This window comes from Leptospira wolbachii serovar Codice str. CDC, assembly GCF_000332515.2.
GTDB classification, from domain to species: Bacteria; Spirochaetota; Leptospiria; order Leptospirales; family Leptospiraceae; genus Leptospira_A; species Leptospira_A wolbachii.
This window is the reverse complement of record NZ_AOGZ02000014.1, coordinates 1,999,456-2,022,835: the sequence shown is the minus strand read 5'-3', so window position 1 is coordinate 2,022,835 and position 23,380 is coordinate 1,999,456. Positions and strand designations below refer to the sequence as shown.

Sequence of the window (23,380 nt, the reverse complement as noted above, 5' to 3'; positions counted from 1 at the left end):
AGGGAAAGATTGGAACGGAGAGCGGGATCGCCTCACATATATTATCCGACTAATGAATAGATTGCGAGGCGCCCAAATTTTTCAACTAAAGATTGTTAGGATAAGGCATTGTGACGAATCCTTTGAAGCCGTCCTGATACACGGCCAGATACAATTTTTCCTTTCCTGGAACAACGACAATGATATAAGAGAATAAACTACCATCATGTAGAGAGTAATATATCAACTTAGATCCATTAGGTGAAAGTGCAAGGATTCCTGTTTTTTTAGAAACAGGTTGGAGGCTTTCTGGTATATAGAGGGCAAGGCGTTTCCAAAATGGATGTTTGTGTAACCAAGTAACCAGTTTGGATCTTGCTACTGGGATAGCGATCCAAATGCGACCGGCAGCATCCCTATCCATACCATCGGGAAACCCAGGAAGCCCTTCGATCACAATCTCATCTTTTCCTTCTTTATCTCCCGTTAGGTGTAATCGAATAAGGCGGGATTTTGATAATTCATTGAGAAGGATGGATGATTCTGTTTCTCCCTGCGTATATTCCAAAAGAATTCCATCTAAATATGTGTATTTGTGCGCTATTAGGCTTGCTGTATTATCTTTTAAATCATATTTCCAAAGATGACCATTACGTCCTAATGTCAGTACTTCCTGTTTTGATTGGGAACTCACTCCAAGAATTGAGTTTGGATGATCGTATGGTTCTGTAAAATAAATTCGTTCACCATCCTTACTAATTGCCAAGTCATCTGCCTTTTCCACATTGCGACTGTTAGTATTATTAAGTTCGGAGAGTGGGATTTTTATTTCTTTGTTCTTTGGAAAAAAAATACCAATCTGGTTGTCTGACGGTTCTTTAGTTTTATCTACAATAGGAACACGAGTTCCGATCTTACGTAATTGTTTTGTTGAAATGGTTAATTCATAAATCCCAGGCCCATCAACAAGGTCTGTAGTATGTTGTTTTCCCCGTGCTAAACACATAAAGATGATGTCGCTATTTTTAGGATGAAAGACCATTCCTCCAGGCAAAAGCGGAGTTTTTACAAATGGTTCTGCTTTATTGCTGCTTAGATCTACTTTCCAAATCCAACCATCAATCGAAGCTACGAAGGCTCTTCCCAAATCTTCTTGCAGAAGGATCTCATCTTGAGCAGGTAAAACAGATCCACTGATAGTTACATTTTGTTTGATAGGATCTCCATCCGATTTTACAGACTCAAATGAAGGATTGTAAGGAAGGTCTACCGGCTCTTTGATTTGGTTTTTGAAATATTCTTCCGGTGTTCGACAAGAAATTAAAATCAAAATTAGACTAATGGCTGGAAGTGAAAAAAATTTCTTATGAGCCTGGAACGTTTTTTGGATGAGGTTTATTTTCATTGAATCATTCACCTAATTTAAGACTAACGATTGGTATTGAATATAACCCTCGAGATGAAGTATCAAAAGAAGGAAAATACACAGAATCTAAGTTTGGAACGGCAACAGAAATGTCTTTAATTTTAGATCCATCATGCATCGAGTAGTAAATGGCTTTTTTTCCAGAGGAATCGAGAACAAGAATTCCTGTTTTTTTTGCAATCGGAAGGATTCGTTGTGGAAGGGATAAAAGAAATGGTTTGAGCCATGGATTGTTATGGATGAAGTTCACAAGACCAGAACGTGGTTTGATGATACCAACCCAAATCCTTCCTTTAGGATCCTTTTCCAATCCATCGGCAAGACCAGGAAGGTTTTCAAATAAAACCTCTGATGTGCCTTCTTTTTTTCCGCTGATGTTTGCTTTGATGATTCTAAACTTTGTAGTCTCGGTGATAATTACTGATTCTTCTTTAGATTGGGAATGGTCCGCTATGATGATTCCATCCACAAAAGTAAATCCACTCATGACAAGAGAGATTGTATTTTGTTTTCTATCAAACATCCAAAGTTTGCCATGAGGGTAGAGTCCAATCGCCTCTGGTACAGCACCACTTCCCATAGCTGCATCAGACCTTTCAAATGGTTCGGAGATATAGATTCTATTTCCATCTTCGGAAACAGCAAGATCATTACATAAAGAAAAGGCTCTAGAATTTGTTTCGTTAAGACTTTTTAAAGCAAAGTTAGGTCGTTTGGATTCAGGATATACAGTTTCAAAGTCGGAATTTTCTGTTTTAGGTAATGTTAATACTAGAGGAATAATTGATTTTGATTTGATGTTTACTTCATACAAGCCAACTTTTTGTGTATCGTCATAAGTTACGCCTCCCAGTCTAGAAGCACAAACTAATATGGATTCATTCTTTTTGTTTGCAAATTGTAATCCGGCAGGATTTACCGGAGGTTTTACCCAAGCAGTTGCTGAATTTGATTTCAAATCCAATTTCCAGATCCAACCATCCATTCCAGAAGCAAATCCAATTTGATTTTTGTTGTCAAAGATGAGATCGTCGTGACCAGGTAACTCCTGTATATTGACAGTTAGATTGGTTAAAAATGGATCTGGTTTACTTGCTTCGAGAATAGAATCCGGAACTTTACCCAGTTTGTAAGCCTTTCCAATTTTAATATTACCAGTACTACAACTAACTGAGAATAAAGAGATTAAAACTATATATTGATATTTTTTAGTTTTCATTTTGATTCCTTGGTCATTTTATACTTTCTTACATGGGGAACATCATCGTCTAACCAGTAAGCTTTGTTTTCCTCCACTACCAAGATCTCTTCGAACTTAAATCCAGTTTTTCCTTTACCTAAATGCGGTTCGATCGCCCACAATCCAACTTTATTCCCTTCATGATCTGGAGTTAATAATTCAGGCAAAACTTTGTGGGATAAAAATTCATAAGAACCCTGCAAACTGAACCAACTGGCAAAGCTTATTGGTAATAAGGGAAAGGAAATGTTTGGAAGATTTACCTTATACACTCGGTGTCCAAGAACGGCAAAGGGATACAATGCGTGTACATTGTCGAAGCCAGATTTTTTTGCTTCCGAATCAATTTTCCACCAAATCTCTGATGAAGTCATCGCAGAACTAAAATATTTAGGAATTTCTTCTCGAAGATGTAATAGGTATTCCATTCCTTTATCGAGTTCGGAGTTTTTGATTAAAGAGGAAGAATAACCAATATCACCTATGTAACCATCTACAACGGGAGATACATCTAATATAAATGATTCTTCTTCGATTAACTGTTTTTTACCAGGATGGAATTGAGTGAAACGTTTGTATCCATCAAACCTTGCATGTTCACCAAACCAAGCAAATGGTCTATGTAGAAACACTTTCACACCATGATCACGTAAATACTCATCCATACGTTTGGCAGTTTGTTTTTCTGTCCAACCAGGTTTCATTTCCTTTTCAATGGTCGTAACACAATCATATGCCAGTCTTTGTGCTTTTAAAAAACCTGATTTCTCTTCGAGAGTGGGAATTTTGATCGATTCAGATTTGAATTTTGAAAACTTCGAGGATAATTTAGATAACAATCCTCTTTCTTGTGTTAAGGGCATAGGTTTCTCTTTTCCTTGGTAGAGAAAGAGAATAACAAATTATAATCATCCGTGCTTGAATGATTCCGGTATTTTTACGATTTATTAATGGTTTTCATCAGAATCACAGAACCGGACTTCTGCTGTTTTGAGATGACCGAAAAATAAAGATGGTATAAATCCAAAGTTTTCTTTAAAAGTTCTGGAAAAATGAGCCGAATCAGAAAAACCCGCGGCATGAGCTGCATCTGTAAGATTATTACCTGCCTTCAATTCTTTTACTGCACGCAGAATTCGAACCCATAACAAATACCTTCGCAGCGGAATTCCAAGATTTTCTTTAAATAGGCGAATCAATCGATCTTCTGAAATAGAAAAATCTTTGCCAATTTCTTTCATTCGAATGCTATTCGGAACTTCCATTCGGATTCTTTTTGCAATCTTTTGAATTCTTGGATCTATGATAGTTTTTAATGTATCGAAGGGATATACTGTGCGTAGTAAATTTAATTGTAATTGGGTTGCTTCTTCATCACTTAGATCGCCGTAATACAATGACCAAAGAGTATCAATTAAAGGTAAAAAATTTTGAATGTCTAATCTTTTCACTTCACCAGAAGAAATAGAATTAGATATGGATCCAAACTCATAAGTTTCCGGGTCAATGAGTAGAGCTACCATTTCCACCCCAGGCGAAATAGTTCTATGATATGTATTGGGACCTACTAAAGCAACTCTGTAATCTTCTTTGCCTAAGTCAGTTTCGATGGTGATATTTTTTTCTAAGGAAATGGCAAGTGTTGCAGCATAATGCGAGTGAAAATCTGTCTGCATACTGTTAGTTGCAAACATCACTCGACTATTCCATAAATAAAGGATACTTTTTGTTTCAAACTCCATCTATCTTCCTTTCTCTGAAATATAGAACAGATGAACAGTTAAAATAGAAAATAATAACACCGAAGAATTAAGAACTCTTCATCCATGATTTGGCTTAGATTTCTTTTTTGGGGCTGGAGATTTTTTTTTTTGAATCTTTTTCTTTGGTTTTTTTAAATTTTCGTTAACTCGAAACTTCACAATTTTTTTGATTAAATCATAGGGGATTGGTTCATTTAAAGGAAATTGAATGGAACCCTTACCAAATTTATATTTTGAAATCTCTTTTTGGAACGCAAGGTTTCCAGAAGGAAGCGCATAAAACCCTATATGTTTTGCATATGCAGCAAAATGTACTAAATTTCCATTTAACACAAATGTTGGCATCGCATAACTAATGGCTTCCGTTGCCTCTGGAACTTCCTTTTGGATTGTACTTCGAATCTTTTGAAGGATCTGTTGTACTTCTTTAGGATAGTTATCTATATATTCATCGATTGATTTCGCAATTTTAGATTTCATAGCTAAATATCTTTTATACCTTGGTTTTTTTCCAATTTCCTTTCGTGAATAACCAGAGAGTAAAAACACCGACAGAAGATTCGGAAATCATAATCGCCCAAAAAACTCCCGTTGGTCCATAAGCCAAGTGTTTGCCCAAAATATAAGCGAGAGGAATTTGGATTAACCAGAAGAAGACTACATTGATTTTTGTTGGTGTGATTGTATCACCAGCACCGTTAAATGCCTGTCCTGCGGCCATCCACCAAGCGTAAATGAAATAGGAAAAAGATACAATTTGTAACCATTTTCCACCGATTTTAATGACTTCCGGATCTTCTGTGAAAATTGAAATTAGATTTTCGCTCCAGAAGAAATAGATGATAGAAACAAGAATCAAATAACCCATGTTATAGAATCCAGTGAACCATACAGATTGTTCTGCTCGTTCGGGTTTTCCAGCTCCTAAGTTTTGACCGACTAAGGTTGCCACGGCATTAGACATACCCCAAGAAGGCATCAAGGTAAACATCATAGTTCTAAGTGCGATGGTGGCTCCGGCAACCGTTTGGCTTCCGAATTCGGAAAGGATTCTCATAATAAAAATCCAAGAAGTCATACCAACTAGCATCTGACCAATTCCACCAAGTGAAGTTTTTAAAATGCCACGAATGGTTTCCCATTCTACTTTCAGATGGGTTTTGAGGATTTTAATATGTTTGCCACCTTGAAATAATAACCATAACTGAAATAAAACTCCTATTCCTCGACCAAGGTTTGTTGCAATGGCCGCACCTGTAATTCCAAAAGCAGGAATAGGTCCCCATCCAAAGATAAAAATGGGATCTAAAATAATATTCAATCCATTTGAAACCCAAAGGACTTTCATGGATATTGCTGCATCACCCGCACCACGAAAGACCGCATTGATTAGAAAAAGTAGAATGATTACGATGTTTCCACCTAACATCCATTGCATATAGTGATAACCTTCTGTTAGCACCCATTCATCTCCACCCATGAGAGTGAGAAGCTCTTTCGAAAAGAATATTCCTGCGATAGCAAAAGGAATTGATGCGAGGATAGCAATCCAAATGGACTGGATTGCTGCAACACCTGCTTTATCTTTTTCTTTTTCCCCGATCCTTCTCGCAACAATGGCTGTGACAGAAAAAGATAGACCCATCGCTACAGAATATAAAAGAAATAAATAAGTTTCTGTTAGACCCACTGTTGCAATGGCAGAAGCTCCCAAGGCACCAACAAAATAAATATCCACAACCGCAAATACTGATTCTAATACAAGTTCCAAAACCATCGGAACAGATAATAGAAACACTGCTTTTCTAATGCTAACTTCGGTATAATCTTCTTCAGAACCAGCAAGAGCTTTCTTTAAATCATTCCATAAGCTAGCACTTGTCATTTGGATTTTTCCGTAGATACATAGAGTTTACCACCTATATAAGCAATCAGTGGGGTGAGTATGACTAAAGACCAAGAATACCACCACGGACCTAAATGTCCCGCCAGGATGACCCCAGTAATTCCCAATACCAAACCTATTCCACCCAAAATATATGCATGTTTCATTGGATTTTGAGGCGCTAATCTTGCTGTTAAATAACATCCCAATATGCTGAAAATGATTCTATAACCTAACACAAACAAAACTATTGGTGTTGCCACAAACATATGGTCATAAGGGAGAATATTCAATACTTTGAGTATTGTATCAAATAAGATGGATAGAATTACGTTGGAAATTAATCCAACGAAGATGGCAATGATGCTTTTTAACATGTTTATTAATTTCCTTTGGCTGCTTTCTCTAGATCAGCTATAATGATTTTTCTTTAAACTATAGAAATGGTTTAATTTTATGTAGATTCATTTTGGTGCTCCAAATATTGATTGAGTTTCGAAAGTGTTTGTTGGCCACTTTCAATGGCTCCAAAGCCAATCACCGCATTTCGAACGTTTGTATCAGGAAAAGTCAGTTGCATTTTAATTAATGTTTGGTTCTTATCGAGGGCAATTAGATATACGTTCACTAAAAAATCATCATTTTTATTTTCTTCTCCGGATCCATGTAGATATTCTAAGTAATCAAATTTTCTAATTTCTTTATATTTGATCGTGTTTGGCCAAACTTTTCCATCTGGTCCAAGCATAGTAAAAATCCATTTCCCACCTACTTTAAAATCCATAGTTTGGGTTGTCGTTTTAAATCCACTCGGACCCCACCAGGTATCAATTGTTAGTGGGTTTGAAAGTGCATTAAAAACTAACTCTTGAGGATGATTTAATTTCTTTTCTAAGCTGATTTGATTCGGATTAGGTAATGCGTTTGTTTCTAACTTTTCAAAACTGTCTGACCAACCTTCTTTCATACCTGAACTTGCAAATCCGTCCCGAATTTGATTGCTCGCAAATTCAGTAAAGAGAGTCACTTTTGTTTTTCCCTCTGCCTCTTCGAAGAGAACTCTTAATTTTGAATTTAAAATATCTCGATCGCCAGTGACTCCTGCCATTTTTTGAACATCCCTTACCCATTCATCAGGATGTTCATCAACTAAATCACTAATCACAAAACTTTGGAATGGAGTGATTTCTAAAAACTTTCCTTTGACTGGATAATCCACTCCTTCAGGGGATCTCATCACAATTCGATAAGATCCACCGACTTTGAAATCAAATTCGACTGTTGGGTTTGTAAATCCTTTAGGTCCCCACCATTTTTCTATATGTACAGGGTTTGTCCAAACTTCCCAAACAAGTTGGACAGGAGCATCAAACAAACGTTCAATGCGAACAATTTTCTCTTCTAATGTTAGAACTACATCTGATTTAAACATATTAATTTTTTCCTTTTGATTTTTGTAACTCTAGTAAGTATGCATCCAAACGATCCAATCGCTCTTCCCATAACCGTTTGTATTGTTCCAACCATTGGTTGGCTTCTTGCAGTGCCTCTACCTTTAAACGACAGGGCCGAAATTGTGCTGTTTTGCCTTTTTCGATGAGCCCAGCCTTTTCCAAAACTTTTAGGTGTTTGGAAATTCCAGGAAGGCTCATCTCAAACGGTTCGGCCAATTGGAGGACGGTTGCTTCCCCAGAAACTAGTTGCATCAAGATCTGCCGGCGTGTTGGATCTGCCAAGGCCTGGAATGTAGCATTTAGCGTTTCTTCAGGGTCCTTTAATTTAACCATATAGATAATTAACCATTTGGTTAAATTAAAGGACCCTCCATTTACTGTCAAGGGGATTTGGGGTGGTTTAATGGGTTAACGTCGGTACAGGTTGGATATTAATATCCCCGCCCGATTAGGGAGGGGAACTAGACCCGCCACCCAATGCCTTCCTTCTATCACAATCTCCAAATTTCAGAAACCCAAATCGCAAAAATCGGCAATTTATTTCTGATAAGTTCATATTTTAATGTGATATTACCTGCCCAAATTTGGAGGAATTTGTTCAGATAAAAAAGTTAGATTTTTATAGGATACTATTGAGTTTTAGGAAATCGAAAGATCCCAGCCAACATTTGTTAGATGGGATCAAAAAGGAGATTCGTATATTGTTGGACTAGAATTTAGTTATTAGGAGGCTCTTCCTATCTTTGTGGCCTCCACTACTTCTACCAATTTCCCTGTTTTCACATCGTAATAATATCCATAGACAGGAATGTCTTTAGGGATCAGGGGGTGGTTTCGAATTCTTTTCACATCATCGATTACACTTTGTTCCAAATTTTCGAAGGTTAAAAAGGGAATGAACTTAGCTTCCTCCGAACCACCAGACTCTTCTAAGTTGCGCCATCCATTGGAATCGATGGTAGCTGTTTTTAAACTTTTGGAAAGCAGGTTACGGATGATCGGGTCTGTAAACAATTGCATCCCACAATCCGAGTGGTGGATGACAAAAAATTCTTTAGTACCGAGAAGTTTATAAGAAATTACCAGGGATCGAATGGCGTCATCACTAGCACGCCCCCCAGCGTTGCGGATGACATGGGTATCACCTTCCGCAAGGCCTGCATACTTGGCAGGATCCAATCTTGCATCCATACAGGTAAGGATGGTAAAACTTCTCGCAGGAGGAAGTGCCAATTCCCCTTTTTTTCCAAATTCTGATACGTACTTTTCGTTCGCACCGAGGACTTCTTTATGAACTTTGCTTGTTTCTTGTTGTATGAGTGTGTTTGACATAGTGGAAATTTAGTCCAATATAGCGGAATGCACAAGAAGAGTATTTTCTTAAGAAAGATTTCCCAGCTAAATCTGCTCATTGCATTTAACAAATGGGCAAGGGATTGGAGGTTCTTTTTAGGATGAGATTGCTGCGCCAGGGATACGGAAGGCTTGGTCACCTGCCATCGTTAGATGGAAGGTGACGGGAGCGAATGCGGACCCTGAAGTAGCCCGGTCAAGGCCACTAAAGAATCCTTAGTTTAATAGAGTTTGAGGCGCTAAAGAACTTAAAAAAGAAAAGCACCTTTTTTGTTAATCGTTGTTAGCCTGCAAAAGAATAGTCACTGTAACCTTTTTCACCAGGTGTATAAAGAGTTGTCTGATCAAAAGAAGCTAAAGGGATATTTTTTTGGAATCTTGTGACAAGGTCAGGATTGGCAAGGAAAGGTTTTCCAAAAGCGATAAGGTCAGCAAGTCCAGAAGAGAGATCTTTTTCTGCACGTTCGACGTCATAACCGCCACTTAAAATAAGAGTTCCTTTAAAGGCCTTTCGAATGTTTTGAACCGTTTCTGGTTCAACAGTCGGTGCACCCATGGATGAATGGTCAACTAAATGAATGTATACAATTCCAATTTGATTTAACTTTTCAGCTAACAACGAATACTCTTCATGTGTTTCTGGAAATGGAAAAAGATCATTGAATGCTCCATAGGGAGACAAACGAATTGCTGTTTTTTCTTTTCCGATCGCTACACTCACAGCTTCCGCTACTTCTACAACGAATCGAATTCGATTCTCAATGGAACCGCCGTATTCGTCTGTTCTTTGGTTTGAGGAGGGATGTAAAAATTGTTCGAGTAAATATCCGTTCGCTGCATGTAATTCAACACCATCAAAACCTGCTTGGATTGCATTTTTAGATGCAGTTACAAATTCTTCTAATGTAGATTTTAATTCTGCTTTGGTCATCTCCTGTGGTGTGGGATGGTCTTTCATTCCGTCTGTATCTGTCCACATTTGTCCTTTGGCAAGAATCGCAGAAGGTCCAAGAACTTTTGCTCCTTTCGGTAAATTCAGCTCATGTCCAATTCGACCTGTATGCATCAGTTGAACAAAAATTTTACTTCCCTTGGCATGGACTTTATCGGTTACTTTTTTCCAAGCTTTGGTTTGTTCTTCTGAGAAAATTCCAGGAATTCTCGCATAACCAAGACCATTCGGAGAAGGTGAGGTTCCTTCTGTGATGATGAGTCCTGCTTCTGCTCTTTGCTCATAATATGTGGCAACTAAGTCACCAGGTACGTTTCCAAGGGAACGGGAACGGGTCATGGGGGCCATCACCACTTTATTTTTTAAGGAAAGGTTTCCTAACTTCGCTTCTGAAAATAATGATTTCACAAGGTTCTCCAATTTTATTTACTATTAGAAAATAGACTATAACTTGAACGATTTGATGTTATAATTATTTAATATTAAACTAATTTCCAAAAAAAAATCAAAAATCGATGCCAAGGATGGTTAAGTCGTCCTGGCGATCCTGACCATTTAGAAAATTTTGTAGTGTTTTTAGGAGATGGTCTTCGACTTCCGAAAGGGTCAAATGGCGAGTGGATTGGAAAAGGTGGTAGAGGGATTCCTCCCCAAACTCCTCATCTTTAGAATTAAAAGCTTCAAACACTCCGTCGGTAAACACAAAAAGCCGATCTTTTGACCCAAAGGATAGTTCCGATTGTTCATAATGGATTTGTTTTTTTAGTCCGATCATCCTTCCTGTTTTTGTTAACAAAGAGAGTTGGCCATTCTGTAAAAGCACTGCTGCCGGATGGCCAGCAGAGGCAAACTGAATCTTTTTTTCGAATAGATCAATATCTAAAATCAATGCCGTTAAGAGACTATTGAGTGAGACAAAGTTATCCATAAACTCTTCATTAAAAATTTCCATCACCTTCGACGGAGCTAATTCAAAGTTTTTAATGTTATCATACAAACCTTTGATTGCCATGGTAATCATCGCTGCATGCACTCCATGACCTGTGGCATCTGCAATGAGAATTCTATATTTGGATTCGTTCAATTGGCAAATGTCAAAAAAATCTCCACCGACTTCCGATACAGGAAGATAACGATACACAAGATTTAATTCATTGATCAGTTTTGGATCAGTAACGAGAGAATTCTCTTGGATTTTTTTTGCTACAAAGAGATCTCGTCTCATGGCACTAAGTGTACGATTTAGAGTTTGGGTACGTTCTTTGACTTTTTCTTCTAACTCGAAATTAGATTTTTCTAAATTTAGTTTGACTAGTGTTTCCGCAGTTTCTTTTTCTTTGATAATGGTGTTGTAACGATCTGCAAGAGCAAAAGCAAGTAACATCATTTCAGCGGTTGAACCATATTGTGGCCCATCAATAGTAAAGGAATTGGTTGGAAGGAGTCCTAACGCCCTCATTGTAGAAACAATCAGTGCTAAAAATAAAAATGCGAATGCTAATAGAAAAAAATAAGCAATTCTTTCTTTTTTCAAAGAACATATAGTACCCACAAACAAAATCCAAAAGGCCGTGAAGGCATGGCTAAGAACTATAATTTTAATAAACGATTCAAAAGAAAAAATATATAAAATTGGTAAAATGATCTGTAAGAGAATTATAACGACACTCATTCGATCTAATTTTGGAATTAAATTTTTAGTGTTTAATAAACTTCTCATAAATACTAAAAAGAGAATCAAAACTATGGAGATAAATAAATTCACCGAATATTGATCCATCCAAGGTGAGTTCTGCCATAGATATTCCGAAGCAATTCCATTATGCGAAGCAATGGTAAATGCTGTGCTGGAAACGACTAAAACATAAAGAAAATAATTACTATCCTTCAGTATAAAAAATACGAACAAGTTAAAAAGAATCATGGCAAAAGCAATTCCAAAGTATAAGGCTTGAATGACATGGTCATTGATCTCATGACGGTCATATAAATCTCGATTCCATAATTGGATGGGTAGGTTGATTGAGTTCGGTGATTTTACCTTCAAATAAACCGTAGCATTTGTGTTTTCTGGAAACGAAATCGGAAATACAAAAAACCTACTTTGGTAAGGGCGTTCTACCATGGGGACAGAGTATCCTGATGGAATTTTTTTAATCTCTTTTGGATTTTGAAAGTATAAATCCAGTGTTTGTAATCGCGGGTAAGAAATGACAATCGCGATTTCTTTTGGAGTTTGGTTTGTATTTTTTAATTGGACTTTCAACCAATAAGTTGATTTTGAATAGGAAAAATTAAAAGCCTCCTCTGAGGAAGGAACGTTTATAAATTTTGATTCATAGGCGAGGGAACGAATGGAATCAAAATCCAAATGATTTGTTGGATCTTCCAAAACTAACATAGATTTAGCGAGATAAACAGGGGCTTTATCACTCTTTTGGATATCAATGGATAGGTCTTCGGCAGAAATTCCAAAAACACTCAAAAACAGAAAAAATGAAAGATACAACCACCTTTTAAAAAACAAGCTCATCTGGAATCATCCGCAGAAAATAAATATAGGGAAAACATTTGATTGTTCTTTGCGAATACACAAATCCCATCAAAACTCACCGACAATCCTTGGGGGCCGGGAAGTAATTTCTCTGTGATTACATCTCCTTTCGGGGAAAATAAAAGAAGTTTTGTCTCTTCACCATCACTATAGTCATCATGAAAGCTGAGAATGATGATTGTATGTTTTCCATCAAACGTAAAGACAGATAACACCTCTGATTGGATTTGTTTTTCTAACAAAAGATTTCCCGAAAAATCAATCATGTAAATGCCGGAAAAATCATTTGTAATGATGATGCGATCTTCTGTGACAAGGACTGGTGTTTTTGTCGTTCCAAAGGAATGAGGGCCGATGGTATCTGTGGTGCTGAAAGGAAATTCTTTAATGGTTCTCAACTGAGAATCCAAAAGAAGCGATCCATCTAAAGAAAATGGCAAATAAACTCCACCAGGAAATTCAACAGGAGGAGACGCCAACTCTCGAACCAAAGAAATTCCAGAATCATGAGTTTGTTTGAATTCTTTTTTCTCTCCTGTATTGGCCGATTCGACAATGGCGTAGTAAAAGTAAAATTGGAACTGTGAATCAATGAACACAGGATGGTATGGGGATAAGTATTGAAAAATAATTTCATCTGAAGAATTGATTCCCAAAATTCCTTTTAATGTATGGAAGAGAAGATTTCCTGATTCAGTTTCAAAAGCCTTACCTGAAAAAATTTCAAATTTTGGTAATGAAATGTTTCGGATTAATTTTCCCGATTTCAAATCATAAACTTGGATTTGGAATTGGTGGGGCAGATACAATGTATCGCCTAATATCGTAAATCCAAAGTTATGCGAAATTCTATTTTCAGAGACATCACGTTCTTCTGTAGAAAGGATTTCATAACACTTAAAAGCAAGTGGTATAGATATAATGAGTTTGCCGGAAATATCATAAATACAAAGTGTATCGGGTCTGTTTAGTTTTGAAAAGTATTCAGATCCTTTTTGAAAACCTTGGTAAAAACAAAGATAACCCGATTGGTAAAAAAGAATGGGAATAGGTAAACCTTCCAAAAACGGCTTACCTATTGGGCCTTTCCAAAGGATTTTCTTTTCGGTTAAATCATAACCCTGTATAAAGTACTTTTCTTCTAGAGAGGTAATCAAAGCCAATTGGTCTTTTGCTATAAATTCAGATACAATGACGGTTTCATTTTCTTCTAAAGAAAAGAGGTGGCCTGCGGAAGTGGGGAATCCTTTTTTTTGGATTTCTTGAAATTCGTTCGGATATTCTTTTTGAAACCATTGTAGAAGCCATCTCTTAACCGTAGAGGGCAAATCGGAATCTCTTCGGAGGTATAAAGTTTTTAATGCTTCTCTTTCTTTTTGGGATATGATTTCTAAAATCTCTTCAAAGAACGAATAAGGAAATACAGAATTTTTATGATTGATGAGTCCCGATACAGAAGGGTTCCGAATCAATTCTGAACGCTGATCATCAATTCGCTCGGCAGTTTGTTCGTAAAACTCTGGATAGGTGGACCTGGGATCACCTGTTCCTCGGGTTTTGATCCACCAAAGGCTATGGCAATCCTTACATTCATAGATTTCTTGAAATGGATTCAGGGAGTTCCCTACGATGTCATCAATCGGAAAAGAGTGGGTTTGTCTTTCATCCCGCACTGGCTCTAATCGGGAAAAACGGGAAGATCCTTTCTGGCAAAATAAACAAGACATATAGTTTCAGGGAGTCTAGGTCTATCTAGGAAAACTCCGCAAGTCAAGTCAGTTTCTAGCCAAACGAAATAAACGCATCCCAACACTTAGTTCTTGGCATTTTATTTCCAAGATTATATTTTATCATTAATCCATGTCTCTACAACCTAAGACATACGAAGCCCTATTGGCTGATCTAAAACGTTTGGAGGAAGAGAACCAAATGTTGAGACAAACATGTGACGATACTTCATCGAAACATTCAAATCTCATTCATGCTCTCCAATTCACACAGTTTTCCATAGATACAATTTCAGAAGCTATTGTTTGGTTAGATGAATATGGAAACTATGTTTTTGTAAATGACGCAGCCTGTAAAAACTATGGGTATACAAAAGAAGAATTACTATCGATGAAAATGTTCCAAGTTGATCCGTTGTTTAGTGTGGATCGTTGGAATGCTCATTGGCAAGAAATTTTAGATCGTAAATCCTTCACTATCGAGACAATCAATAAAAGAAAAGATGGGACACCTGTGCCCATTGAAGTAACCGTAAACTTAGTTGAATACGATGGAAAACAATACAATTGTGCCATCATCAGAGACATCACAGAACAAAAACTTTCAGAGGATAAACTAAAACAATCGGCAATACGATTGGCCGAGCTCAATGCAACCAAAGATAAATTCTTTTCTATCATCGCTCATGACTTACGTGGCCCCTTAGGAACCCAAAGAGAATTTACCAAAATCCTGAGCGAGAAAGATTCCCATTTTTCTGAAACAGAAAGAGTATATTATTTAAAGATGTTAGAGGAATCCTCTGATTTGGTTTATTCCCTACTGGAAAACCTATTGGACTGGGCCCGTTCTCAAAGTGGGATTATAAGTTTCCAACCAATTCCTATTCTATTTTATGATCTTGTCCAAAGAGTTATCGGACTATTAAATCTTTCAGCTAACAAAAAGAATGTGAATATTTCTAATCAAATTCCATCAAAGCTACAGATAGTTGCTGATTTGTTTATGATTGAAACTGTGGTGCGAAATTTAATTTCCAATGCCATCAAATATAGTAAACCCAATCACCAGGTTGTGATAGGGATAGCTGAAGAAACTCAAACTCATGCAAGTCCCGTTGTATTCTTTGTCAAGGACGAGGGCGTGGGAATGGAGAAAGAACAGATTGAGAATCTATTTCGCTTGGATAAAAAAAAATCAACCCCAGGAACTGAACAAGAATCTGGAACGGGACTTGGACTCATTCTATGTAAGGAATTTTTGGAAAAACACAACAGTGCGATTTGGGTGGAGAGTGAGTTGCATAAAGGTTCAACTTTCTTTTTTACTTTAGGACAAAACACAATACCTCTATAATTTTTCTTCTGATTCATTTTTATAAAATTCGTATATATTTTTTGATGCGAAGCTTGTGTAAAAATTTAATTACTTATCTACTCGTGTTTTCCGTTTCTCTTTCTGCGCAAACTCTAGAGAACGAAACAGAAACAAATACTGATACACCAAATCTCGGAAGATTTTTTTATCGGTTTAGTTTATGCAAAGGGAGAACATTACAACGACACGCGAACCAGTTTTAGTACGAATGGTCTTTATTTGAATGATCGTGTTCGCTCAGGGGTCAATGAAGTAGGTTTTAAAATTGGAGTAGGTCCCTTAAACTACCTAACCAGTACAAGTTCCAATGAATTTAGTTTTTCTTATTCTGAGTTATCTTCTAAAGGACCATTTCAATCATTTCAGTTGAAATTTCCATTTTTAAGAACCGGAGAACAATCTGTAACAGAAGGGTATGCTCTTTCTACTGGAACCGTAGAGTTCAGAACTAAAAATTATGGGATGAGTTTTGGATTTGTTGCTTCCTTAACTGATTGGCTCAACTTGTACATGATAGGTGATTTAACTGTTTTTGCCGGACAGCTAAAACTCGCCTCCTACGGGATTGAAACTTCATCTACTGGAACATTAAATTCGAACAAACAAGTAGTTTTTAGCACCCCTGTGAGTAAAACAGATTTAACCATGTTTCAATCCAAAGAAGGATTATCACGGGGACTCGGTGGCGCCACTTTATCTTATGAAATAGGACTTGTTTGGAAATTCTTTGACACTTTCGGTTTAAAGTATGGGGGTTTCTATCAGATATCTTCTTTTAGTATTTCGGAAGTGAGCGGCTACAATTGGGGACCGGGCAAAAATCCCGTTGAGCTCAGTTCCGTTCCTAACATCAACTCTTCTCAAAGTTCCAAAGAATTTGGATCATTCGGTGCTAATGTTTCTATTGTGAAAAACTTTTGATTCGAATTTCCTGTCTTATAGATAGCGACAGGTATCGCAAAGACAGGATTTTTACATGAAACACAAATCAATAGTATACGCCCAAAAACTCGACTTCCAATGGCCCACATCGGATCCGTTTTTGTTTTGTGTCCACCATGAAGATTTTTATCCCAAGGGAAACGGAAAGTTTGGCCCAGAATCCTCTTCGCTACAAGGAAGACAAATTGGCCAAGACTTTGCTGGCAAAGATGGATGGAGGATGTACCACGGTGAAACCATTCCTGGGTTTCCTGGCCACCCCCATCGCGGATTTGAAACCGTTACTGTAGTCCAAAGGGGTCTCATTGATCATGCTGATTCCCAAGGTGCTGCGGGAAGGTATGGCGATGGTGACGTTCAGTGGATGACTGCTGGTGCGGGAATCCAACATTCAGAAATGTTTCCTTTAATAAATGAATCGGGTGATAATACTTTGGAGCTCTTTCAAATTTGGCTCAATTTACCTGCAAAAAATAAGTTTGTAGATCCACATTTCAAAATGTTTTGGAACGAAGACATTCCTGTAAAACTCGTAAGTGATTCCAATGGTAAAAAAGTAAAAATCAAAACGGTCGCAGGATCGTTGTTTGGCGAAAAACCACTTGACCCGCCTCCAGACTCCTGGGCAGGCGATCCTAAAAACGAAGTAGGAATTTATATTTTAGATTTAGATCCTGATGTAAGTTTTATCATCCCTGGAAGTGCCAAAGGAAATAACAGAAATCTTTACTACTTCCGAGGGGAAGGATTGATTTTAGATGATGTAGTTGTCCCTGGCAAACATCTATATAATCTCGAATCCGATAGAGCAGTGACTTTGAAGAATGGATCTGAAGCGGGTAGGATTTTGATTTTAGAAGGAAAACCCATTGCCGAACCTGTGGTGCAATATGGACCCTTTGTGATGAACAAACAAGAAGAGATCCAACAAGCTTTTGATGACTATCGTAAAACACAGTTTGGCGGCTGGCCTTGGGATTCTTATGATCCGGTTCATGTCGGCAAAGGAAGATTTGCCAGACATGCCGACGGCAAAGAAGAAATTCCTACTTAAACGAGTAGGAATTTCCTTAAAGCGCCTAACGGTCTGTTAGGCAACCAGTACTTGCGTCTTTTACCATCTGGATGTACTTCCAAAGATATCCAGAGGTGATGCGGTATGGTGGTTTCACCCATTTGGCTCTACGTTTTTCTAATTCTTCTGAGGAGATTTTGAGTTCCAGTTGGTTCGTGCGGGAATCAATGAGAATGGTGTCTCCATCCTGAACAAAAGCCAACTCCCCCCCTTCCATCGCTTCTGGTGTGATATGACCCACAACAAAGCCGTGACTTCCCCCGGAAAACCGACCATCGGTAATGAGGGCTACATTGTCCCCAAGGCCTGCTCCAATAATAGCAGAAGTGGGTTTTAACATTTCAGGCATTCCAGGACCCCCTTTCGGACCTACATAACGAATCACAACCACATGGCCTGGTTTTACTTTCCCATCACGAATTCCCGTATTTGCTTCTACTTCGGAATCAAAACAAATGGCTTTTCCTTCAAACATTTCGCCTTCATGACCTGTGATTTTTGCCACTGCCCCTTTTTTGGCGATATTGCCATAAAGAACTTGGATGTGTCCTTCTTTTTTAATCGGGTTACTCACTGGGCGAAGTAGGTCTTGGTCTTTCGGAAGGTCAGGAAGACCTTCCAAGTTTTCTGCGATTGTTTTTCCAGTCACTGTCAAACAAGATCCGTCAATCAAACCTTCGCTTAACATGAATTTCATGATCGCCGGTGTTCCACCGATAGCAAATAGATCTTCCATGAGATACTTACCACTTGGTTTCATATCCGCAAGGAGTGGAGTTGTATCAGTTACTTTTTGAATTTGTTCTAAGTCGAGAGGGATACCCATAGTTCTTGCAATGGCAATCATATGTAATGCAGCGTTGGTGGAACCACCCAGAATGGTCACCACACGAAGTGCATTCAATATAGATTTAGGAGTGATGATGTCGGAAGGTTTGATATCTTTTTCTAAAAGATTGTACATATACTTTCCAATATTCATACATTCTTTCTTTTTTTCTTCACTGCGCGCAGGAGAAGAAGAACTATAAGGCAAACTCATTCCCATCACTTCGATGGCCGTTGCCATAGTGTTTGCGGTATACATTCCCCCACAAGCTCCAGGGCCCGGGCAGGAATTTTTAATCACTTCTTTAAAATCATCTTCCGTGATTTTGCCGTTAATTTTTTTTCCATAAGCTTCAAAGGCAGAGACGATATTTAATTTTTCCCCTTTGTAGTTCCCGCCATTGATGGTTCCACCATAAACCATAATGGACGGACGATTGAGTCTTGCCATTGCCATGATGGCCCCTGGCATATTTTTATCACAACCTGCAGTAAAGAGAATCCCATCATAATAATGAGCACCCGCAATCGTTTCAATGGAATCGGCAATGATTTCCCGAGAAGGTAAGGAATAACGCATCCCATCATTTCCGTTAGTGATTCCATCACTCACACCGATGGTATTAAAGAGTAAACCAACCATTTGTTTTGTATCCAAAACACTTTTCTTTTGCAGAGCAGAAAGAGTGGTTAGGTGCATATTACAAGGATTTCCATCAAATCCAGTACTTCCAATTCCGATGAAAGGTTTATTTAAATCTTCATAAGGAACTCCAGAGCCAATGATCATTGCTTGGGAGGCTGGGAGGGATTCATCTTGGGTAAGAGTGCGGCTGTATCGATTCAAAGTCATAATAATTCAATTTCCTTTGGATTAAAGACAAAATGTAAGATGCCAAGGTTAAGGAAAGCGGATTTTGAATTTATGGATGATTGATTTCGACCAAGATTTTATTTTCAAGATTTCCTTGTGCGAGATCTTTTTCCCAATCCTTAAACTCCAAATTCAAACAGCTGTTAGCGCGATCACGATTAGCTTGTGGTAAAAATCCATTGGCTGCAACGGATTTGGCTGCTTTAGCTATTTTACCTCGAGCAGACTCCAACCATTGAATCTCTGTAAAATTGGCAAACCTGGTCCCATTTGCTACTTGGAATCCTTCTAATTCACAGCTCTCAACAACACGAAATGTATATTGAGATTTTAAGGTATCGATTTCCATTGTAGTCGTTGCCTTAGCGATTAGAATTCCCGACTGAAGGATGGATTCTTGGCAATCGACAGTTCTTGTTTGAATGTTCTTAACTTCATTTAAAATCACATTTACTTCCCCTTGTGTGAGGATGAGTTGATTCACAGAACAAACTCCTAAAGGCCGCCTGCTACAAAATTGGTTGTTTGTTGGTAAGGAAGTATTGGTTTTGATACAATTTCCGGACTCCCGAACCAAATATAATGTAGTCAGATACAAGGTTTGTTTATCTTCTTCTTTTTTTTTCACTTCCTTCCCGCTTTCAAAACAAGACACCAAAGAAAGAATCAAACTAAATCCGATAAGAATTCTGTTCAAAACCGTACCTCCATTCCAATATTAATCAGAGGAATGATTGCCATTTTTCCGTTTGGTGTTTGGGAAATGATGAATGGAGAATTGACTGTATCATAAGTTGGTGCGGGGTTTTGGTTTCTCTGATAATTTTTTGTATTATCAAATTCAAACCCAGCTTGGTTACGACGGCCATAGAAATTCACAAACTCAATGTAGGTATTGATATAACCCCAGGAATAATTTTCAATTCGATCAATACGCAAATCAAATTGGTGGAAGGGTAAAAATCGATCGCTGTTATAATTTCCAGAATAGTTCGGAAAATATAAGTTCAAGCCGAAAGTGGCCGCTTGGTTTGCCCGTGTAGCACTTGTAATGGGAGTGTAAGGAGTTCCTGAAAAATAGCGAAACCTTCCGCCCACCATCCACTCCGGATTGAATTTATAACCAAATACAATGTTGAGAATATGAGTTCTGTCCAAATCATATAACTGCTCTTTGTCATTATTGTAGATCACTTCCAAATTATTATCATCATAATAATTGATATAGTTTGTTCCCATCTTCCCTTGCGCGAGAAGGGTTCTAGAATTATTGAGTAAGTTTCTATTTCTAGATTCATCACTGTTCATCCGAGATTGGTTATTGATTCGTTTGGTGATGGAGTTGGTGTAAGAAATCCAGCCAAATAATCCTGACTGTTCTCTTGGATCTTTGGTTTTTTTGATAAAAATCTCAATGCCTTCCGAATGGCCATACCCTGCGTTGGAATAGTTTAGATTTTTGGGTGTGACAGGATTGGCGAGAACCTTGGCTGTTTCATTCACAAAAATCCGAGTGTCATTATTCAAAGCATAGGGATCGACAATAAAAGTATCAGGGACAATGATATTTTGAAAGATATTGCGAAAGCCCTCGACTTTGATTTGCCAGTTGTTTGCAAACTCCTGACTCACACCAATAGAATTGTGTTCGGCTCTCTCCATAAAGAGATTAGGATTTCCTGACTTGGCAGACAGAGCTTCCACGGAAACAGGAGCATTGTAATGAATTCCATGCCCCGCCATAAATCCAGTTTTTGTGGATTCAAAGAGGTACCCTCCGGTGATCCGGGGAGCCAAATTGGTTTCGTTACTTCCAGAATAATTGTCAACGCGGGCACCGGGTGTTAGGCGAAATCCGCCATATTTAAATGGAAGTTCTGCATAGGCAGATTTTTCACGATAACGAATCCGATCTCCATCAATCACAGATCGGAAGGCCGCGTTGGAATTCAAAAGATCATTAAATACATTATAGAATAATCGGTTGTAAGAAGAAATATTTTCTCCCTTTAAAGTGGTTTCTCGAAACCTACCTTGTACCCCTGCTTCCAGTTTGAGATGTTCTTCCCAGATTTCCCATTCGAAAGCATTGTGAACATAGGTAATGGAATCGGCGGTTCTATTCTGTAAGCCAAAGATATTTTCTGCCGTCAGTGGATTGGTAAACCTGAGTTCAAAAAATTCATTAAACGAAGTTCGAGAATAAGACAAAGTATTTCGAAAGGTTTTTCCTTTCCATATATAACGAATCGCATCGGTTCGAAACATCCGGTCGAGGCCAGTCGGCGGGCGCGGATCCTCTCCTCCCCTTTCCAAATCAGCCTGGGCTTTGGTATAGGCTTGTCTATCCCTGGTTCCAAAAGTTTGGATGGACAGACGATGTTCCGAATTGATATCCCAAATTAGTTTCCATTGGTAGTCTTGGTATTCCGCATATTTTGCATCTTCCGGAATTCCCTTCGGGTAGACTTGTAATAGAACTAAGTTCGGATAATTTTTTCTACCAGAACTAATCATGGCGAGGCCTGGGAGGATTTTAGATTGGTTATAAACATCTGATAAAAACAAATTTGTATTAATTATAGTTTTGTTTTCATCCACACGGTCGGTTCCTTCTATGGCGATAATTCCTCCGGTCGCATAACCATATTTAGCTGGAAAAGCGCCAGTAAAAACATCAAAAGATTTGATAAGATTGTTATTGAGAACTGAAGATTGGTTTCCCAAATGGAAAGGATACGGAAGGGGAAATCCATCGAAGTAATATTGGTTTTGTCTTGTACCTCCACCGCGAAGTGACAAGTCTCCCCTTTCACTATTGGAATAAGGATTTCCTGTCAGTAAATTGGTCCCAATGTTTGTAAACACCGATGGTAGAATTCCCACGGGAGCACCAATCACAACACCAGGAATGGTTTGAAGTGCCTTTAAGGAATCACCAGACACTCCGGGAAGTCGTTTGATCTCTTCCTGGACGAGACCGTACCTTGAAAGTGGAGTTTTATCCCTTTCTCCACTGACTAAAATTCCCGCTAAATTTGATTCAGATATAGTAACCAAAATGATTTGGCCCTTGAACCGAACTTCTCGAAATAGAGATTCAGTTCTGTCTGCGGTGGATACTTTGATTTCATAGTATCCTGGTTCGGGAAACCGAAGTTTGGCGATTCCCTCTTCATTCGAAACTCCACTAGTTTTTCCTTTTTTAGAAATGACTACGGCGTTGGTGACTGGTTTTCCTGAATTGGATTTTACAATTTGAAATATAACTTCTATATTACCATCTGCTAAGGTGGGATGATACCAACCAAACAAAATGAATAATATAAATAAATGGAAGTGCGATTGTTTCATTTAGGAGCGGGGATCAAACTTTCTGCCATTCGGTATAATTCATCCAATGACCTTCTGTCATCAAGTAACCTGTATCCTTGCAAAACCCCTTCATAGACAAAGAATAAATGTTTGGCGAGTAAACGACAATCTACTTTAGAAGGTAGGTGACCATTTTCCACCGACTCTTCTAAGTAATCTTCCAAACAATCAATCGTACTGTTTGCGATTTTCTCAATTTCTTTCAAAATCTCCAATTCGTGTGGTGCGATTTGAGCGCGGAAATTTGCCATTCCGCATCCATAGAGTTGAGATTCCCTAGCCTCCCTTGAAAGAATACGAACCCAAGCCTTAACAAAATCGAGTGGTTTCGGATTTCGTTTCATTAAGGATCTAAGAAGTGTTAAGTTTTCATCTGAATAAAGGCGAAGCACCTCCTTACCTAACATTTCCTTAGAAGAAAAATGTTGATACAAACTGGCTTTGACCGTTTTTGCTTCCTCTACAATTTGATTGAGCCCCGTCTCCGAGTATCCTTGTTTTAAAAAGAGATTCCGACTGACTTGTAAGAGACGTATGCGAGTTGGTTCTTTTTTCATATCTCCTCCAAAATCAAT

Annotated in this window: 20 protein-coding genes; 3 read left to right on the top strand and 17 right to left on the bottom strand. The window is 38.1% G+C overall.

Annotated elements, in window-relative coordinates; genetic code table 11:
- Positions 1 to 85: 85 nt before the first annotated feature.
- The 13 genes from LEP1GSC195_RS14935 to LEP1GSC195_RS14875 all read right to left on the bottom strand — a co-directional run bounded on the left by LEP1GSC195_RS14935 (position 86) and on the right by LEP1GSC195_RS14875 (position 14,333).
- The gene (locus tag LEP1GSC195_RS14935) at positions 86 to 1,384 is read right to left on the bottom strand and encodes an SMP-30/gluconolactonase/LRE family protein (protein WP_015682508.1); all 1,299 of its coding nucleotides are present in this window, start codon (positions 1,382 to 1,384) and stop codon (positions 86 to 88) included.
- 4 nt (positions 1,385 to 1,388) lie between these two features.
- Positions 1,389 to 2,624, bottom strand: a complete 1,236-nt coding sequence (locus LEP1GSC195_RS14930) for an SMP-30/gluconolactonase/LRE family protein (RefSeq protein ID WP_015681968.1) — start codon at positions 2,622 to 2,624, stop codon at positions 1,389 to 1,391.
- A complete protein-coding gene (locus LEP1GSC195_RS14925) occupies positions 2,621 to 3,508 on the bottom strand; it encodes a M24 family metallopeptidase (RefSeq protein ID WP_015681618.1) in 888 nt (295 codons plus the stop codon). Before LEP1GSC195_RS14925 ends, LEP1GSC195_RS14930 begins: the two co-directional genes overlap by 4 nt.
- Before the next feature lie 84 nt (positions 3,509 to 3,592).
- Complete coding sequence (locus LEP1GSC195_RS14920; RefSeq protein WP_040507180.1) at positions 3,593 to 4,339, bottom strand: helix-turn-helix transcriptional regulator; 747 nt, start codon at positions 4,337 to 4,339, stop codon at positions 3,593 to 3,595.
- 126 nt (positions 4,340 to 4,465) lie between these two features.
- Positions 4,466 to 4,888 carry an iron chaperone gene (locus LEP1GSC195_RS14915; RefSeq protein WP_015682389.1) on the bottom strand — a complete coding sequence of 141 codons (423 nt, stop codon included), beginning with the start codon at positions 4,886 to 4,888 and terminating at the stop codon, positions 4,466 to 4,468.
- A gap of 13 nt (positions 4,889 to 4,901) precedes the next feature.
- Positions 4,902 to 6,293: an MATE family efflux transporter gene (locus LEP1GSC195_RS14910; protein WP_015682025.1), complete on the bottom strand. Its 1,392-nt coding sequence runs from the start codon at positions 6,291 to 6,293 to the stop codon at positions 4,902 to 4,904.
- A complete protein-coding gene (locus LEP1GSC195_RS14905) occupies positions 6,290 to 6,670 on the bottom strand; it encodes a hypothetical protein (RefSeq protein WP_015681145.1) in 381 nt (126 codons plus the stop codon). Before LEP1GSC195_RS14905 ends, LEP1GSC195_RS14910 begins: the two co-directional genes overlap by 4 nt.
- Before the next feature lie 77 nt (positions 6,671 to 6,747).
- On the bottom strand, positions 6,748 to 7,725 hold the full coding sequence (locus tag LEP1GSC195_RS14900) for an SRPBCC family protein (protein WP_015682704.1): 978 nt from the start codon (positions 7,723 to 7,725) through the stop codon (positions 6,748 to 6,750).
- Between the two features lies 1 nt (position 7,726).
- Positions 7,727 to 8,080 (bottom strand): ArsR/SmtB family transcription factor, encoded by a 354-nt coding sequence (locus LEP1GSC195_RS14895; RefSeq protein WP_040506808.1) that lies wholly within the window; start codon positions 8,078 to 8,080, stop codon positions 7,727 to 7,729.
- Positions 8,081 to 8,470: 390 nt separating this feature from the next.
- Positions 8,471 to 9,079 (bottom strand): beta-class carbonic anhydrase, encoded by a 609-nt coding sequence (locus LEP1GSC195_RS14890; protein ID WP_015681353.1) that lies wholly within the window; start codon positions 9,077 to 9,079, stop codon positions 8,471 to 8,473.
- Positions 9,080 to 9,383: 304 nt separating this feature from the next.
- On the bottom strand, positions 9,384 to 10,460 hold the full coding sequence (locus LEP1GSC195_RS14885; protein WP_015681382.1) for an alkene reductase: 1,077 nt from the start codon (positions 10,458 to 10,460) through the stop codon (positions 9,384 to 9,386).
- Positions 10,461 to 10,557: 97 nt separating this feature from the next.
- Positions 10,558 to 12,585: a 7TM diverse intracellular signaling domain-containing protein gene (locus tag LEP1GSC195_RS14880; RefSeq protein ID WP_015681919.1), complete on the bottom strand. Its 2,028-nt coding sequence runs from the start codon at positions 12,583 to 12,585 to the stop codon at positions 10,558 to 10,560.
- Entirely contained in the window at positions 12,582 to 14,333 is a 1,752-nt protein-coding gene (locus tag LEP1GSC195_RS14875; RefSeq protein WP_040506806.1) for a hypothetical protein, read from the bottom strand. The genes LEP1GSC195_RS14880 and LEP1GSC195_RS14875 overlap by 4 nt, the downstream gene beginning before the upstream one ends.
- Positions 14,334 to 14,466: 133 nt before the next feature.
- Between LEP1GSC195_RS14875 and LEP1GSC195_RS14870 the strand changes: the two genes are divergently transcribed.
- From LEP1GSC195_RS14870 to LEP1GSC195_RS14860, 3 genes are all read left to right on the top strand, one after another.
- The gene (locus LEP1GSC195_RS14870; protein WP_040506804.1) at positions 14,467 to 15,690 is read left to right on the top strand and encodes a PAS domain-containing sensor histidine kinase; all 1,224 of its coding nucleotides are present in this window, start codon (positions 14,467 to 14,469) and stop codon (positions 15,688 to 15,690) included.
- A 240-nt stretch (positions 15,691 to 15,930) separates the two neighbouring features.
- A complete protein-coding gene (locus LEP1GSC195_RS14865) occupies positions 15,931 to 16,632 on the top strand; it encodes a hypothetical protein (RefSeq protein WP_015680964.1) in 702 nt (233 codons plus the stop codon).
- A 55-nt stretch (positions 16,633 to 16,687) separates the two neighbouring features.
- Positions 16,688 to 17,707: a pirin family protein gene (locus LEP1GSC195_RS14860; RefSeq protein WP_015682317.1), complete on the top strand. Its 1,020-nt coding sequence runs from the start codon at positions 16,688 to 16,690 to the stop codon at positions 17,705 to 17,707.
- Positions 17,708 to 17,732: 25 nt separating this feature from the next.
- Here the strand turns inward: LEP1GSC195_RS14860 and ilvD are convergent, their stop codons facing one another.
- From ilvD to LEP1GSC195_RS14840, 4 genes are all read right to left on the bottom strand, one after another.
- A complete protein-coding gene (gene ilvD / locus LEP1GSC195_RS14855; RefSeq protein ID WP_015681650.1) occupies positions 17,733 to 19,409 on the bottom strand; it encodes a dihydroxy-acid dehydratase in 1,677 nt (558 codons plus the stop codon).
- Positions 19,410 to 19,479: 70 nt separating this feature from the next.
- Positions 19,480 to 20,127, bottom strand: a complete 648-nt coding sequence (locus LEP1GSC195_RS14850) for a hypothetical protein (RefSeq protein WP_015680501.1) — start codon at positions 20,125 to 20,127, stop codon at positions 19,480 to 19,482.
- Positions 20,124 to 22,784 carry a TonB-dependent receptor plug domain-containing protein gene (locus LEP1GSC195_RS14845; RefSeq protein ID WP_015682420.1) on the bottom strand — a complete coding sequence of 887 codons (2,661 nt, stop codon included), beginning with the start codon at positions 22,782 to 22,784 and terminating at the stop codon, positions 20,124 to 20,126. The genes LEP1GSC195_RS14850 and LEP1GSC195_RS14845 overlap by 4 nt, the downstream gene beginning before the upstream one ends.
- A complete protein-coding gene (locus LEP1GSC195_RS14840) occupies positions 22,781 to 23,362 on the bottom strand; it encodes a TetR/AcrR family transcriptional regulator (RefSeq protein WP_040506801.1) in 582 nt (193 codons plus the stop codon). Before LEP1GSC195_RS14840 ends, LEP1GSC195_RS14845 begins: the two co-directional genes overlap by 4 nt.
- Positions 23,363 to 23,380 lie beyond the last annotated feature (18 nt).